This is a genomic window from Bacillus cereus group sp. Bc031, from assembly GCF_027716265.1.
In the GTDB taxonomy this organism is placed as follows: domain Bacteria; phylum Bacillota; class Bacilli; order Bacillales; family Bacillaceae_G; genus Bacillus_A; species Bacillus_A paranthracis.
In genome coordinates this window covers 1-15,419 of record NZ_JAQFUL010000103.1, presented here as the reverse complement: position 1 = coordinate 15,419, position 15,419 = coordinate 1, and the positions used below count along the sequence as shown (strand labels likewise).

Genomic DNA, 15,419 nt, shown 5'->3' with positions numbered 1-15,419 from the left:
CCATTGAATTTGCATACTTAGTATGCGAATTCAGGAGGTGTTTTTTTCATGTGCCACTATTCGGGTTCACTTCAAAACGAAGTGTCTTTTTTCATTTTAGTGATACCCTTTAGCAGAGTCTTTATGAATTTTATTTTTAAAGATACTGTAACTCCAAAGTTGATATCCAATAACAATTGGTACCATAACCATTGCAACGAAGAACATAATTTTTAAGTTTAATTGACTACCAGCTGCGTTGTATAACGTTGTACTATAAGCATCATTAATACGAGATGGTAACATTCTTGGGAACATACCCGCAAAGCCAGTTGTCATAAACATTGCGATTGTTAAGCAAACGAATGTGAATGCAAGACCGATTTTATGTTTGTACACCATAATAAGTGCGAGTACACTCATTAACATTGCAAGTACTGGAAGAATGAATAGTACCGGGTACTCTGTGAAGTTTTGGAATAAATTTGTACGATTTGCAGTTGCTACATAGAAAATAGCTAAAATGATAGCAGCTGCCATTGAAAATGGTCTTGTGATTTTATAAGCACGGTCAGATACTTCACCAGTCGTTTTAATCATAACCCAAAGAGCACCCGATACGACGCGAATATAGCAGTGAAGAACAACCCTCCTAAAATACCGTAATGATTTAGTAAGCTAAGTAAATTTCCTTCATAGCCATTTTTTCCGATTTGCAGTCCGTAATAAAGATTAGCAAATGTAACACCGAATAGGAAAGCAATTAAGAAACTACCAATTGCAAATGCCCATTTACAAGTTTTTTGCCAAATTGGTGAATCATCTTTATGCATGAACTCAAGTCCAGCAGCACGAGCAAATAGTGCAAGTAATACTAAGAATAACGGTGTATATAAATAACTAAACATATTTGCGTAAGTGACTGGGAAGGCAGCAAATGTTGCACCACCAGCTGTAATTAACCACACTTCATTACCGCCCCAGAACGGGCCAATTGCTTCTTGTAATTGATTTCGTTCTTGTCGGTCTTTCGTAACGAAAGGAAAAATCATTCCGTTACCAAGTGCATATCCATCAAGAATAAAGTAAACTGTCCAAATCACGCCCCATAAACCAAACCAGATAATCGCAAGCATATCATGAGACATGAGCCACGCCTCCCTCAGTAGCAGGTTCTTCTAATGCTGCTGGTCCTTTTTTGGCGAACTTCAGCATTAAGTATACGTCTGCGATTAAAAGTAAAGTGTAGAACAAGATTAAACTAATTAATGAGAACCAAATTTGCGGGACAGATATAGGTGATACAGATTCTGCGGTACGCATGAGTTTATATACTGTCCATGGTTGACGACCTACTTCGGCAACAATCCAACCAGCATTAATTGCGATATATGGTAGTAAAACAGACCATATTGTCATTTTTAAGTAACGTTTTGAGTTTTCCAGTTTTCCTTTTCGGTTTAAGTAGAAACCGTACCAAGTTAATGCCATAAAGAACATACCAAGTGCAACCATTAAGCGGAAGCTATAGTACACAAGGTTAACGTTTGGACGATCTTCTTTCGGAATATCTTTTAAACCAACAATTTCGCCATCAAATGAATTTGTATAGAAGAAACTTCCTAACTTTGGAATCGTTAGGAATTCAAAGTTCTTTTCGTTTTTTACATCAGGAATTTGAACAATCGAGAAGCCTTGTCCTTTTCCAGTTTCCCAAACAGCTTCCATTGCAGCACCTTTAGCTGGTTGATATTTAGCTGCTGATACACCAGATTGATGTCCCATAAACGGTGTAATTGTTGCGGCAAATAAGCCTAACATTAAGCCAAACTTAAATGATTTTTTGAAGAATTCAACTTCATTTTTACGTAATAAGTGATAGGCACTAATTTCCATAACGAAGAAAGCACCAACAATATAGCAACCAACTACAGTATGGAAGAACATATTCCAAGCGTATGGATTCGTAACGAGTGCCCAGAAATCATTTAATTCAGCGCGGCCGTTACGTACGACGTAGCCAACAGGGTTTTGCATAAAGCCGTTTGCTGTAATAATCCAAAGGGCGGAAATATTTGTTCCAAGTGCAACCATCCACATACAGAAGGCACGGAACTTTGGTGAAATTTTATCTTTACCGAATAACCATATTCCCATGAAAGTAGATTCTAAGAAGAAGGCAACGAGTGCTTCGATTGCGAGAGGTGATCCGAAAATATCTCCCATATATTTGGAGTACTCAGACCAGTTTGTTCCAAATTGGAATTCCATCGTAATCCCGGTTATAATCCCCATTACGAAGTTAATTGTAAATAATTTACCCCAGAAATTTGCCATTTTGCGGTATGTTGGATTCAATGTGCGGGCGTATTGAGTCTCCATACACGCTACTAAAATAACAAGTCCGATTGTCAAAGGTACAAATAAAAAATGATAAAAAACAGTAATTGCAAATTGAAAACGACTCAGTAACAGAACGTCGGACATAATAAATATTCACTCCTTTTTTACATTATCTACAATCAGTTTATAGTGAAAATGCGTTTAAAGTATGTGAGACTTGTTACAAAGCTGTGTGTATATTTTGAAAGAATTATGTCGATTATCTGAAAATATCTTATTTTTACTATAAAGCGATATCCTTTTTGAGTTTTTCATATTTTGGTACACTATTTATGTAGTGTAAACGAGAGAAAAGAGGGCCCTTTACTATGAAGTCATTAGAAGAGATTTTGCAGTACAATGAGAAATTTGTTGAAGAGAAAAAGTATGAAGAGTTTGTAGCGGGGAAATTTCCAAACAAAAAGATGGTAATTATTTCTTGTATGGATACAAGACTTGTTGAACTATTACCGAAAGCGATGAATATGCGTAACGGCGATGTGAAAATTATTAAAGTAGCAGGCGCTGTTATTTCACATCCATTTGGAAGTATTATGCGTAGTATTTTAGTCGCTGTATACGAACTTGGCGCTGATGAAGTATGTGTAGTTGGTCACCATGATTGTGGTATGGCAAAAATTCAAGCAAGCAGTACGATTGAGAAAATGAAAGAGCGCGGTATAACAGAAGAGAAATTAGATATGCTTCGTTATTCTGGAATCGATTTAGAACAATTCTTGCGTGGTTTCTCTAGTGTAGAAGAAAGTGTAGAACATAGCGTATCAGTACTTCGCAACCACCCATTACTTCCGGAAGAAGTACCTGTTCACGGTCTTGTTATCGATCCTGATACAGGAAAATTAGATTTAGTTGTGAATGGTTACGACAATTAAGAATGTACTTTGTCATCCTTTTTATCTGGGACAGGATCAAATCCTCCCGGGTGGAAAGGGTGACATTTTAATATACGCTTACAAGTAAGCCAAAAGCCTTTGAGTGCACCATGTTTTTGAAACGCATCTAATCCGTAATGAGAACAAGTTGGATAAAAGCGGCAAGTTGGCGGTGTCATCGGAGAAATGAACTTTTGATAAAAGCGTATAATCCCAATAAAAATCTGTTTCATAACGATCTCCTTTTCAGCATATTCTTAAAGTATTATAGCACGACTGTACATAATACTTTACTAATGTGCATTTCCGTTATATCATATTGGATATAACGGAATTAAATTAAAGGCGGGAGAGATGTTGTATGCCATCAGTAGAAAGCTTTGAATTAGATCATACGATTGTAAAGGCACCTTATGTAAGACATTGCGGAGTTCACAATGTAGGTAGTGACGGTATTGTAAATAAATTTGATATTCGTTTTTGCCAACCGAATAAACAAGCGATGAAACCAGATGTTATTCACACGTTAGAACATTTATTAGCATTTAATTTACGTAAATATATTGATCGTTATCCGCATTTCGATATTATCGATATTTCACCAATGGGCTGCCAAACAGGATACTACCTTGTAGTAAGCGGAACACCGACAGTTCGAGAAATCATTGATTTATTAGAACTAACATTAAAAGATGCGGTTCAAATTACAGAAATTCCAGCTGCAAATGAAACGCAATGTGGTCAAGCGAAGCTTCACGATTTAGAAGGAGCAAAACGCTTAATGAACTTCTGGTTAAGCCAAGATAAAGATGAACTTGAGAAAGTATTTGGATAGAAAGAAAACTGCCTGTAAAAGGGCAGTTTTTTTGTGTCATGATAATAAATAAAATTATATCGACGATTTTTCGAATATATCGACCGTAACTTGAAATATATCAACGATTTTTTTAATATATCGACGTTTCGACACTGGATATCGACTTACCGACAAAAACTGACAAAAAAATCATCCCTATTTTATTACGTGCTTGTAAATGCGAAATTGCTCAAGATTTCATTCTATACGTAGCGAAGGTAGTTTGATATGAGAACGAAGAGTGTAAGAATAGAAACGAAAAAAAACGGAATGCTCATTGATTTTCGTCCGGATATAAATTTGTTAATTCCGACAAGAATAAAGAAACAACTGAGAATAAATTGTACGTATGGGAGAAGTGAGAAATGATCGGTAATCTGGATATATGTGCAAAGAAAGAGTATGAGAAGCGTGAAAAGTCCTAAAACAATCCGTAATCCAGTTAGCATGTAAATAGATTATTTACCGGAATAGTTCTGAGAAGCTAAGAAATAAAGCACCAGCTCCAGCTATGAAAGCAAATATACCACTAGATTTTCTGTCTTGTTTTATTTCTCCTAGTCCTATAGTGAAAGCCATTAATCCTAAGAAAATGAACATATAAGGCATCATTTCTCTATTACCAGTAAAATATCCGTAAATTACTATACATAATGCAATGAGTGCAAAAATAACCTGTAATCCCTTTAGCATATATATCCCCATTGTTATTTTATATAGCTAATGATGAGGAAAATCCAAATAGATCCGGTTCCTAAATCTTTTTCTTTATTTGTTTAAGGGTAGTAAAGCTCCTAATAGAAATTGTGAAAGTGGTAGAAAGTTATTTTGAACTGCTAGTAAACGAATACTGGATATGATGTGGCCTAAAATAAGTAGTGGTATACGAAGCGTATTATGAATTCTTCTTGCTGTTTTTTGTATACGGGTTATCTTCTGGTTTATCGACGGAATGTTTATAAGCGTAGCCTTTATTAATCGTCATGACGGAGAGTACTAATATGACTAGGACGATTATAATACCGATAATTAATATTTTAAACATGGAACCCCTCCTTTTCTTTATTTTACATAATTTTGTAATTGATGAAAACAATAGAAATAAAAAGGATGAAAGAAGGGTGTTACATGGAGCAGAAAAAAACATATTATATATCAATAGCAAACGGTCAAATTTCACAAGTGAAGACAGCGGATACGTATAATTTTGAGATTTCCGCAAATGATGAGGAAATTACGGAGTTAAGAGAGTACTTTGATCAAGCGTATGTAGAGGATTTAGGTTCATTTGTACGCTCCCACGTTCCATTTGTTGAGTATCATCATGATTCAAATAATGACCGATATGATGAACAACTACAAAAAGCATATAAAATGATTTACGATTTAGGAAATCATGAGACGAAAGAATTAGTCGCGCAAATGGGAATAATCAATGGATTATAATTGGATAATATTATGCAGAAAAGCGAGAATATGCTACAATTTGTGGTAGGAAAAACTTGTAACCATCAATAGGGGAGTAATGGCATGTACAAATTTAAAGATTATTACCACAACACTGTACAATTATCGTTTGAACGTTATCCATTTTCTCCTGAGCCAAAGCATGTTTGGGTTGTATGCCGGTACGGGGATCAATGGTTATTAACGCATCATTTACGTCGCGGTCTTGAATTTCCAGGTGGAAAAGTAGAACTAGGGGAAACACCGGAAGAAGCGGCAGTTCGAGAGGTTCATGAAGAAACCGGCGGCATAGTTTCTGATTTAACTTACTTAGGACAATATAAAGTATCTGGAAAAGACAAAATAATCATTAAAAACATTTATTTTGCAACAATTAGTGCGGTAGAACAACATACGCATTACGAAGAAACGAAAGGGTCTGTTTTATTAAAAAACATTCCTGACAACATTAAAACGGATAGAAAATTTAGCTTTATAATGCGCGACGATGTATTGGCGCGTACGATGAAACATATAGAAGAAATCGGCTGTTTTACGAAGTAAAGTGGCCGATTTCTTTTTTTATAAGATCAAATGTAAATATATCTTTACATTATTTTGGGTATATTATACAATTTTGTAAAGATATATTTACATTTTAGGAGGGGAAAGATGGATAAAGGGAAAGAAATGACTGTTACTGTTTCGATGGTTAAGTTAAATATCTATTCATTACTTATAATATTTGCGTTGGCGTTTGGAATTGGTTATTTGCATATATTTCTTTCAGGCGGGGTTCAAATTGAATTTACATTGCCCGTTATGTTTCTTTTGATTATTGGAATGATTGTTTTCGTTTGTATTCATGAGGCAATACATTTAATTGGATTTCGTTATATCGGAGGTGTTCCGTGGAGTGAACTAACATGGGGCGTCAATTGGAAATTAGGTGCTGCATACGCTCATTCTAAAAAAGAAATTACAGTAAAGCAAATGAAGAAAGTGTTAATGCTGCCGTTTTTACCGACTGGAATTTTGCCAATTGTATTGGGGTTAGCTATGAATCTGGAGCCACTCTCATTTTTAGGAATTCTACTAACAGCAGGTTGCATGGGTGACATTGCCTTATATCAAAAAGTTTCAAAGTTTCCAGATGATGCGCTAGTTAAAGATCATCCGAGTAAACCGCAGTTTACAGTATATGAATTATAAAGGAAGAGGAGGCGTCCGGGAAACGAAGCCTCCTTTTACTATTGTCTTGTTTTTGTCTCTATCTCTAAAAACGAAAGCACCTCCAACAAATCATCCACCACACGCGAATGCTCAAAATTACCCCAAAATGAATCTCTTTTCCAAACACCAAGAATCCCTACTTGTTCAGAACCCAGTACATCATTTTCAGGATGATCCCCAACGTAAAGACATTCTTCTGCCTTCACATCTAGCTTTTTTAAAGCTCTTTCGAAAATTTCAGGATGCGGTTTTTTAATTCCTTCCGCTTCTGAAACGAGAATTGTATTTGTATACGTATGTATGTTTAGTGCGCGAAGATTATTTATCTGAAAGTCAGTAAAGCCGTTTGTAATAATACCAATTTTAATATTTTGTTGTGTTAAACGTTGAAGTAATTCATGCATGTTTTGGAAAGGGATACAATGATGTTGAAAATTTGTAATGTAGTCGTGCAGCAGTTGCTCTTGCGTTAAAGTAGTAATGTTGTATTCGGAAAGGAGAGTAGCATATACTTTATCTTTCCACGTATAGCCATTATTATCTAGTTCGAGAAATCGAGAACAATACTCGGATTTTTCTATGTTCATTAAATGAGAGGCAAAGCGATTATATTGATCATGAATAAATTGTTCTAAAGATTGACGACGATCTAATAGTGTTCCATCTAAGTCGAATAAGACTGCCCGAATCATAGGAAACCTCCTTACATTTTTTATAATTCATTATCGCATATTCGTTAAAAAATGATTATGATATTTTGTAGAATGGAATAATGGAGGATTGTATGAAGAGACTGTATGGCAAGTTAGTAGGGGTTATCGTTGCAATCGGCTTACTAGCAGGATGCGAAAGTTCTATGAAGAGTGTGAAAGAAAAAGAAGTGTGTAAAACAGACGAAGAATGCGTGGAAATAGGAGATAAGAAACTTCAAAAAGTATATGAAAAAATAGATGGATTATCTGAGCTTGAAGCAGTAGAAGATTATGAAATAGAAGAGCATGAAAGTGCAGATATGAAAGAGGCAGAGCAGAAAAAAGAAGATGATGATGAAAATTATTTCTTTTTAGCTTCTTATTATATTGATGGCGATGAAATTGTAGATCCTTATTTTGAAAAAATAGAACGGAAACGTTTAAATAAAGTATTTGCTGAAGATAAAGAAGCGAAAGAAGAAGTACTGCAACAACGTCAAGATAGAGGGTATCATGAAGACTTGTGGGATATGTATCGCACGCTCATTCCAGCTAAATATCGCGGGAATATAACAGAATTTGATCTAATAACGGATGGTTATGACGGTGTTGTTGCTCACGTTATGCCTAGTATAGAGAATCCGAAAGAATGGACTCTTAGCTTAGATACGCTTGATTCTGCGGTAAATATTGATGAAGTGATGAAAACATTAATTCATGAGACGGCTCACGTGTTAACGCTCGGGCATAAGCAAATACCAGTAGATGAAAACAATGTAAAGGATTTTGAAGAGGATAAAGATATTTCGACGTACCGAAATAAATGCGGCAATCTTTTCTTACAAGAGGGATGTGCGAAGGAAAACTCTTATATTAATCAATTTTATAATTCTTACTGGAAGCCTATTGAGCTGGAGTGGACAGAAAAGAAAGTAGAAGAAAGTGAAGAAACGCAAATTGAATTTTTTAAAGAAAAACATGATGAGTTTGTATCACAGTATGGAACGACAAATGTAGCAGAAGATATTGCAGATACATTTACAGCATTTATTTTGCAAGATTCAAAAAAGGTGAAAGAAGGATCGGAGTTAAAGTATAAAAAAATTGCCTTTTTCTATCAATTCCCTGAGCTTGTAAAAATGAGGGCGGAAGTGTTGGCAGGATTATATGATGTTTCGAAAACGATAGAACAACGAAGTGGAAACTAATGCGAGTTATATATGTTAGCTAAGAAAACGTAAAGAATTGTAGTTCTTTACGTTTTTTATGTTGATAAAATTGAAAATTCTGTATTTTTATTAAAAAGAAGAAGGAACTACCATTATAAAATAGAATTAGTATAAAAATGTCACAATTTAGACACAATTATAATGCGCGTGTTATAGGGACTATAAGTTTACTCTCGAGGAGGTAATGAAACGTATGAAAACGATTCTTGCTGTCGCTGGTCTCATTTGGGTAATGTCTCACGGTTTTCCGATTTTTGAAGGGGAGCAAATTCGTAGTGCATTGGATAAAAAGTTTAATGATTATCATGTGATAGATCGAAAAGATAATGTCGTTACAGTACGTGTGAAAGATTGTTTCCATACAGTTACGGTTGCGGATGGAAACGTTAAAAATGAAACAAAGATGTGTGATAAAAAGTAAAAGAAAGAAGCTGACTATAGTCTATCGCTCTAAGTCAGCTTCTTTTTCGTTTCCCAATTAGAAGTTTTTCAAATGTCTCAACAAACACATACATAAGTGTTGCGAGGACGCATGTGAGTAGTACGCTTAGTAAGACAAGTGTGAAATTAAATACTTGGAATCCGTAGCTAATTAAGTAGCCAAGACCTTGTTTAGAGACGAGAAGTTCGCCGAATATAACACCGACCCATGATAAACCAACGTTCACTTTTAACGTTGAAATAATGGCTGGGAAAGATGCAGGGAGAACGACTTGTTTATAACATTGCCATTTATTTGCACCAAATGTGTCCATCACTTTTATATAGTTAGAATCGACTTCTTGGAATGCGCTGTAAATAACGAGAATGGTAATGATGATGGAAATGATTACCCCCATTGCAATTGACGAAGAAATATTTGGACCGAAGATTACAATGATAATTGGCCCAAGTGCCACTTTTGGCATGGCGTTTAGGACGACGAGATATGGATCAAGTACGCGGGCGAGAAGTGGTAGCCACCAAAGGAAAGTAGCGATAATGGCTCCGAGCACTGTTCCAAGAATGAAGCCTACTCCCGTTTCAAGTAATGTCGTCCATATGTGGACCCAAAGCGAACCGTCCATCCATTTATTAAGGAAGAGATCCCAAATGCTTGAAGGAGAGCTAAAGAGTAAAGGATCAATCCATTCTTTTTTGCTAGCGATTTCCCATAGTGCAAAGAAAAGAATGAGCAGTAAAAGCTGCAAAGAGCGTGCTAACCATGCGCGCCTGCGTTCTTTTTTCCGAAATTGTTCATGTAGTTGCTTTATATTATCCAAGGCGCTCCAACTCCTTCCATATATTTTGGAAGAGGGATGGGAAGTCATGGTGGTGGCGTGATTCTAACGGTGATAAGGAACGGATGCTTTCTGGGACGATAAATGTTTTTGCAATTTTTCCGGGATTCGCTTGTAGTAAATAAATACGATCACTCATCGCAATTGCTTCTTCAATATCATGCGTCACGAGTAGTGAAGTTTTCTTATATTTGTGTAGTAAGCTGAAAACGAGATCTTCTAGTTTCAATTTCGTTTGATAATCGAGCGCCGAAAAAGGTTCATCTAGCAATAAAATTTTTGGATCGGTCGCTAATGTTCGAACGAGGGCGGCACGTTGACGCATACCACCGGATAGTTCACGAGGGTATTGCTGCTCTACATCATGTAGACCGACTTGCTTTAAAAGCTGTAAAGTATGTTCTTTCGTCTGTTCATCGTAAATGTTTCGGATATGAAGTCCAAGCATAATATTTTCTTCAATTGTCTTCCAAGGGAACAAGTAGTCTTGCTGCAACATATACCCCATAGATGAAGTTTTCGTTGTAATGGGCTCACCATCTAAAAAGACGATACCTTCAATTGGATCAAGCAGCCCGGCAATAATGGAGAGGAGTGTCGTTTTGCCGCAACCACTTGGACCGAGTATCGAAATGAATTCGCCTTCTTCCACTTGTAAACTCATATCTTCGAGAATCAATTTGGCATTCTCTTTTGCGAAAAAGCAGTGAGAAACGTTACGTATTTGTAAAAAGCTCATACACTTCGCCTCTATTTCTTAATAACGCTCTCGGCAATTTTTGTATTGACGAGCGCTTCATGTGGAACTTCTTTTTGTAATTCGCCAGCGTCTTTCATAATCGTTTGGAGCTGTTTCCATTCTTCAGCATCTAATAGCGGATTTGTCGCATAAGAATGTTGCTTTTTATACCGTTCAATTACTTTTACTGTAATGTCTTTTGAAGTGTCTTTAAATACCGGAGAAACGGCATCAGCAATCTCTTCTGGACTATGAGTATCAACCCATTGTTGTGCTTTATAGAGCGCACGTGTGAATTTTTCAGCAGCAGCTTTATCTTTCTTTAAGAAACTTTCCTTTGCCATGAACGATGTATACGGAACAGTATCAGATTCATTTCCGAACGAAGCGACGATATATCCTTTTCCTTCTTTTTCGAATATACTTGCAGTCGGTTCAAAGAGCTGGACAAATTCCCCTGTACCAGATGCGTAGGCATTTGCAATATTAGCAAATTCAATGTTTTGAATTAAGTTTGTATCTTTGTGAGGATCAATGCCATTTTTCTTTAAAACGTATTCTCCAACCATTTGCGGCATACCGCCTTTACGCTGTCCTAAAAACGTAACACCTTTTACGTCATTCCAATTAAAAGAGTCTAATTTTTTACGTGAAACTAAAAATGTTCCATCTGTTTGTGTAAGTTGTGCGAAGTTAATGACGGGGTCTTTTGCGCCTTGTTGATGAACGTAAATGGACGTTTCAGAACCGACGAGAGCAATATCAATCCCGCCAGATAATAAGGCAGTCATCGTTTTATCTCCTCCAGCTGTTGTTTGGAGGTCAACATGTAATCCCTCATCTTTAAAAAATCCTTTTTCAATCCCGACATATAACGGGGCATAGAAGAGAGAGTGGGTAACTTCGCCGACTCGAACATTTTGAGTTTGTTCTTTCGTATCTTCTTTTTTACTACTGCAAGCAACAAGTGTGAAGACAGCTAGTAACATGATACAAAAAACAGCTATTAATTTTTTCACTATATAACACCTCCTAGAAGTCACTCTACAAGCATGATATGTAGGTAAGTGCCCACATGTGAGTGTAGATAGCAGGAATTTTTTTGGTGATAAAGAAGTACAAATATAAGGGGTGATAAAATGGAGTACGAATATGATGATAGCGTACATTTACATCTTGACTATTTCGGAACAGAATGTGATATGGAATCGATTGCTTATAAACGGAAGAATGAAGACGTGTGGGATGTATATTTTAATTTTGGAGCATATGGTCTTCAGAAAGATGGGATCGAGACGGGTAAATTTATGGACGAATATGCTGGCTATTACGTTTTTTCTGTACATGCTCGTGATCTTAGTTGGGAATTTGGAAGTGCTCAATTTGAAGAGTGGGTTTTGAAAAATCATATAGTAGAAAAATCGCTGCAAAAATAAGGAGGAATTTTGTGGTCGATTTTCTCATTTTCTTATTCATTTTTGTAGTGGGATTTTTTATTATGCAAGTGCTCATTTACCGATTTGCAAAGAAAAACATCCAAAAATATACAAAAATAAAATGGATTCATATGTGGCTAGAGATGAATATGAAAAAAGGTCCGAGATTAGATTTTTTTGATTTTGTAGTTATTGTACTCGTATGTATCGTATGGAAAATATGGCTGTTTCCTTTTATATAATACACATGCTAATGATTTTTTCTTTTATCATAAAATAACGAAAAGAACCTGTCTTGTGGCGGGTTCTTTTCGTTATAGTAATAGTTGTAAAAAACTTGCATTTATAAGTGAAATAGTGAGTAGTATTGTGAAAGATATTTTGACAAATACAGAAACATATACATACGGAATTAAAGTGTGATTACAGAATGGACAAATTGGCTGTGTGCAAAGTGTGGGGTAATAAGAAAGAGGTCGTCCACCGTTGGACGACCTCTTTCTTATTATGCTTGGTTCGTGCGGAAGAATGGAAGCTTCTGCACAATGTGAATTAATCCGTATGCAAGAATTAAGCACATAAGAGGATTAATGAAAAATCCATAGCGATTAATTGCTAAGAATAAGTTTGAGAAGATAATGTAAATAATAGAACTTGCTACTAGCATCATAACGCGTTTATGTTTAAATGAATTTAGCATGAAGCAGAAGCTGCTCAAGAATGTACCGATGATAAACACTCTATGACATAGTTGCATAAAGTTGTGAATACGGTATTGGTCTACAGCAGGAGCTGTTTTGAATAATTCAATTGTTTTACCGACAGTGAACCAAGAGAACCAATAAGTGAAGTCCGTCTTAAAGCCGTTCTTGATTAATTCTTTTGCGTATGCCCCTTTGTCATCTAAGCCTTTGGCTCTCATTTCATTTACTATATTTTCATATCCAATTTTATTAAATGGATCAGCACCCGCAATTAGTGGATCAGCACCTTGGGTTGAGAATAAAATAAATTGGTTGAGTGCTAAATAGTTACGAACAACCCATGCACCAATAATAAAGAAAGGTCCGATAAACCATAACAATCCGATTCGAATGGAGTCTTTAAATCCATATGTAAATAACACAACAAGAACAGGAATGAGCATCATTGGAGCTGGATTTGGACGGAACATAAGTAAAATTGAAACGACAATTCCAAACCATATATGGAATTTCACTTTATTGTATTTCCATGCGAGAACAAATACATATACACATAACGCTAATAAGAATATGGATGGAACTTCTGTTAGCAATGTACGGAAGTATGTATAGTTACTTGGATAAATAGCATATAAAATACTTGCAACAATTCCATAAATGTTTTTTTCGAACAATTCTTTTCCTATTAAGAATACTAATAGCACTGTGCATAGGTTCATAATCATGTTAATAACAGTTGCTACGTAATAGTAAGGAATTGATGTAATATCAGAAATAATCATAGCGCCAGCTAATAGTAATGGCTGACCTGGTGTGATATATGCATTTTTCCCTGGAACTTCACTAGGTTCTAAATACACATAACCAAATACACCATGTTTTAATAGTTGTTCAGCTGTTAACGAATAGTTAAAGGCATCATTTGCACCATATGTTACTTTGACTAACTCTCCATCTAATCCTGGCTGTTTTACTAAACAAAAAACGTGCAACAGGAAAGAAAGCGCCAAAATTGCATATACCGCTTTAGGCAAACTCTTAAACTTAGTAAGCAAAAATGAGCAACTCCTTTTTTATTAATTCTTTCGTATTTTCATGTGAAATCTTTAATAGTATTAAGGATTTCCAAAACATAGTTATTATATCATAAAGTGGAATGCTGAAATTAAGTTTTTCAAGAATGAGTAATTTGTATGCCATAATTTAACTGTTTACTAAGGGAATATTAAGACAATACATTTATGATAGAATCAACTATGCAGACGAAATATGTCATATATGTTATTTTAATAGAAATAGTTCTTTCGATGCGGGGGAAATTAAGACATAGAAACGAGGGAATGAATTGAAGTATGGTTCTACACTTTTTGCTCTTCCAAAAAGAAATATATTAATTTCTAGCATTATAAGTAGTATGGTGACTTTATTAGTAATAACTATGCTGTTTATGCTTTTAAAGGTTTTTAATTTAGACATAATGAAAGCTCATTTAAATCAAAATCTTGTTTTAATTGTTATGATGATTTTCATATGGGGCATAACATTTTATATTTCACATTTTAATAAAAAAGAGATGTCTACACTTAGGGCATCCCTACGAGTGCATTTTGTATTATTTTTACTAGCTCATACAGTAGCGTTATTTTATATTGTCATGCAAGTTAATATGAGTTTCATAGAGGCAATGAATTGGATTTACTTGTATAACATGCAGTTTATATTAAGTTTTGTAGTAATTTATGCAATATACATTCTTGTTTATAATTTAATAGGCAAGGTTTTTCTAAGTATGATTTTAACGAGCTGTACGTTAGTCATTTTAGGTATTGTGAATTATTTAAAGCTTATTTTTAGAGGTGATCCGCTGTATCCTTCTGATTTCACACAAATTATGCATATGCAATCTGTTATACCGATGGTGATGGACTATTTTAGCTGGAGTTATATTTTTGTCATTATCTTAAGTATCATGGCTTGTATTGTAGCAGGGATATATATGAGAAGGTATATTCAAAATGTAAAGACTCATCTAGGAATAAGAGCCTTATTAGTAGTAGGTTCTATTTTTGTTCTATATGCGTACGGTAATTTTGCGAACACATTTATGAATAAAGTATTTCAAAAATCAGGTGTAGATTTTGTTTTGTGGGATCAAAATGAGAACTATGCTTCAAATGGTTTTGTACTTGGGTTTATTAGCAATTTAGATACAACAGTTATGGAAAAACCAAAAAATTATTCTAAAGAAAATATGCTTCAAATAGCAAACGATATAAAAAAACAATATAGTGGAAATATAGGGAGCCCAAAGAAAAAAGAGAAACCGAATATTATTTTTGTAATGAGTGAATCGTTTTGGGATCCGACGAAAGCAACTAACCTTTCTTTTAGTGAAGATCCTGTACCAAATTTACATCATTATATAGAAAACTTTCCTGGTGGACAAACTATTTCTCCTACATTTGGGGGAAATACGCATGCCCATCAACTTAAGAATTTTCACTACCCCCAAGTGACAAAAAACGTTATTCTTTCTAAAAAGCTAGCTAG

At 35.2% G+C, this 15,419-nt stretch carries 18 protein-coding genes and 4 pseudogenes; 11 read left to right on the top strand and 11 right to left on the bottom strand.

Going from position 1 to position 15,419, the window contains the following annotated elements:
• Positions 1-96: 96 nt before the first annotated feature.
• Both cydB and cydA read right to left on the bottom strand, forming a co-directional pair.
• Positions 97-1,127, bottom strand: a pseudogene (gene cydB, locus PDQ33_RS25480) (cytochrome d ubiquinol oxidase subunit II).
• Positions 1,117-2,466 (bottom strand): cytochrome ubiquinol oxidase subunit I, encoded by a 1,350-nt coding sequence (gene cydA, locus PDQ33_RS25475; protein ID WP_270756824.1) that lies wholly within the window; start codon positions 2,464-2,466, stop codon positions 1,117-1,119. The pseudogene cydB and the gene cydA overlap by 11 nt, the downstream one beginning before the upstream one ends.
• A 224-nt stretch (positions 2,467-2,690) precedes the next feature.
• Here cydA and PDQ33_RS25470 point away from each other — a divergent pair, with 224 nt between their 5' ends.
• Positions 2,691-3,254, top strand: coding sequence for a beta-class carbonic anhydrase (locus PDQ33_RS25470; protein ID WP_000838159.1), 564 nt, complete (start codon positions 2,691-2,693; stop codon positions 3,252-3,254).
• On the opposite strand, the gene yidD is transcribed toward PDQ33_RS25470, so the two are convergent.
• A complete protein-coding gene (yidD, locus tag PDQ33_RS25465; protein WP_270756823.1) occupies positions 3,251-3,487 on the bottom strand; it encodes a membrane protein insertion efficiency factor YidD in 237 nt (78 codons plus the stop codon). The genes PDQ33_RS25470 and yidD overlap by 4 nt on opposite strands.
• 128 nt (positions 3,488-3,615) lie before the next feature.
• Between yidD and luxS the strand changes: the two genes are divergently transcribed.
• Positions 3,616-4,089 carry an S-ribosylhomocysteine lyase LuxS gene (gene luxS, locus PDQ33_RS25460; protein WP_001141369.1) on the top strand — a complete coding sequence of 158 codons (474 nt, stop codon included), beginning with the start codon at positions 3,616-3,618 and terminating at the stop codon, positions 4,087-4,089.
• A gap of 483 nt (positions 4,090-4,572) precedes the next feature.
• On the opposite strand, the gene PDQ33_RS25455 is transcribed toward luxS, so the two are convergent.
• From PDQ33_RS25455 to ytzI, 3 genes and pseudogenes are all read right to left on the bottom strand, one after another.
• Positions 4,573-4,803 (bottom strand): YczI family protein, encoded by a 231-nt coding sequence (locus tag PDQ33_RS25455; protein WP_061132000.1) that lies wholly within the window; start codon positions 4,801-4,803, stop codon positions 4,573-4,575.
• 14 nt (positions 4,804-4,817) lie between these two features.
• Positions 4,818-5,013 (bottom strand): annotated as a pseudogene (locus PDQ33_RS25450) (hypothetical protein).
• Positions 5,006-5,155: a YtzI protein gene (gene ytzI, locus PDQ33_RS25445; RefSeq protein WP_000472802.1), complete on the bottom strand. Its 150-nt coding sequence runs from the start codon at positions 5,153-5,155 to the stop codon at positions 5,006-5,008. Before ytzI ends, PDQ33_RS25450 begins: the two are co-directional and overlap by 8 nt.
• 83 nt (positions 5,156-5,238) lie before the next feature.
• Here ytzI and PDQ33_RS25440 point away from each other — a divergent pair, with 83 nt between their 5' ends.
• From PDQ33_RS25440 to PDQ33_RS25430, 3 genes are all read left to right on the top strand, one after another.
• A complete protein-coding gene (locus PDQ33_RS25440) occupies positions 5,239-5,556 on the top strand; it encodes a hypothetical protein (protein WP_000435818.1) in 318 nt (105 codons plus the stop codon).
• Positions 5,557-5,640: 84 nt separating this feature from the next.
• A complete protein-coding gene (mutTA, locus tag PDQ33_RS25435; RefSeq protein ID WP_000276388.1) occupies positions 5,641-6,120 on the top strand; it encodes an antimutator 8-oxo-(dGTP/GTP)ase in 480 nt (159 codons plus the stop codon).
• Positions 6,121-6,228: 108 nt separating this feature from the next.
• Positions 6,229-6,768, top strand: a complete 540-nt coding sequence (locus PDQ33_RS25430) for a DUF3267 domain-containing protein (RefSeq protein WP_061132001.1) — start codon at positions 6,229-6,231, stop codon at positions 6,766-6,768.
• A gap of 38 nt (positions 6,769-6,806) precedes the next feature.
• On the opposite strand, the gene PDQ33_RS25425 is transcribed toward PDQ33_RS25430, so the two are convergent.
• On the bottom strand, positions 6,807-7,481 hold the full coding sequence (locus PDQ33_RS25425; protein ID WP_061132002.1) for an HAD family hydrolase: 675 nt from the start codon (positions 7,479-7,481) through the stop codon (positions 6,807-6,809).
• A gap of 92 nt (positions 7,482-7,573) precedes the next feature.
• On the opposite strand from PDQ33_RS25425, the gene PDQ33_RS25420 reads away from it, so the two are divergent.
• Positions 7,574-8,689, top strand: coding sequence for a recombinase family protein (locus PDQ33_RS25420; RefSeq protein WP_270756821.1), 1,116 nt, complete (start codon positions 7,574-7,576; stop codon positions 8,687-8,689).
• Positions 8,690-8,903: 214 nt separating this feature from the next.
• The gene (locus PDQ33_RS25415) at positions 8,904-9,131 is read left to right on the top strand and encodes a hypothetical protein (protein WP_000849109.1); all 228 of its coding nucleotides are present in this window, start codon (positions 8,904-8,906) and stop codon (positions 9,129-9,131) included.
• Positions 9,132-9,165: 34 nt separating this feature from the next.
• On the opposite strand, the gene PDQ33_RS25410 is transcribed toward PDQ33_RS25415, so the two are convergent.
• The 3 genes from PDQ33_RS25410 to PDQ33_RS25400 are packed head-to-tail and all read right to left on the bottom strand — an operon-like array spanning position 9,166 to position 11,748.
• Positions 9,166-9,972 (bottom strand): ABC transporter permease, encoded by an 807-nt coding sequence (locus tag PDQ33_RS25410; protein ID WP_061132004.1) that lies wholly within the window; start codon positions 9,970-9,972, stop codon positions 9,166-9,168.
• Positions 9,965-10,729, bottom strand: a complete 765-nt coding sequence (locus PDQ33_RS25405; protein WP_000009047.1) for an ABC transporter ATP-binding protein — start codon at positions 10,727-10,729, stop codon at positions 9,965-9,967. Before PDQ33_RS25405 ends, PDQ33_RS25410 begins: the two co-directional genes overlap by 8 nt.
• Positions 10,730-10,740: 11 nt before the next feature.
• Positions 10,741-11,748, bottom strand: a complete 1,008-nt coding sequence (locus PDQ33_RS25400; RefSeq protein ID WP_270756820.1) for an ABC transporter substrate-binding protein — start codon at positions 11,746-11,748, stop codon at positions 10,741-10,743.
• A 120-nt stretch (positions 11,749-11,868) separates the two neighbouring features.
• Between PDQ33_RS25400 and PDQ33_RS25395 the strand changes: the two genes are divergently transcribed.
• The 3 genes and pseudogenes from PDQ33_RS25395 to PDQ33_RS29235 form a co-directional block, all read left to right on the top strand.
• The gene (locus tag PDQ33_RS25395) at positions 11,869-12,165 is read left to right on the top strand and encodes a DUF3986 family protein (RefSeq protein WP_000455572.1); all 297 of its coding nucleotides are present in this window, start codon (positions 11,869-11,871) and stop codon (positions 12,163-12,165) included.
• 11 nt (positions 12,166-12,176) lie between these two features.
• Positions 12,177-12,407 carry a hypothetical protein gene (locus PDQ33_RS25390; protein WP_061132005.1) on the top strand — a complete coding sequence of 77 codons (231 nt, stop codon included), beginning with the start codon at positions 12,177-12,179 and terminating at the stop codon, positions 12,405-12,407.
• Positions 12,408-12,513: 106 nt separating this feature from the next.
• Positions 12,514-12,588 (top strand): annotated as a pseudogene (locus PDQ33_RS29235) (YwbE family protein); the annotation flags it as partial.
• An 82-nt stretch (positions 12,589-12,670) separates the two neighbouring features.
• Here PDQ33_RS29235 and PDQ33_RS25385 read toward each other — a convergent pair.
• A complete protein-coding gene (locus PDQ33_RS25385) occupies positions 12,671-13,924 on the bottom strand; it encodes a glycosyltransferase family 39 protein (protein WP_000956217.1) in 1,254 nt (417 codons plus the stop codon).
• Positions 13,925-14,214: 290 nt separating this feature from the next.
• Between PDQ33_RS25385 and PDQ33_RS25380 the strand changes: the two are divergent.
• Positions 14,215-15,419: pseudogene (locus PDQ33_RS25380) on the top strand (LTA synthase family protein); the annotation flags it as partial.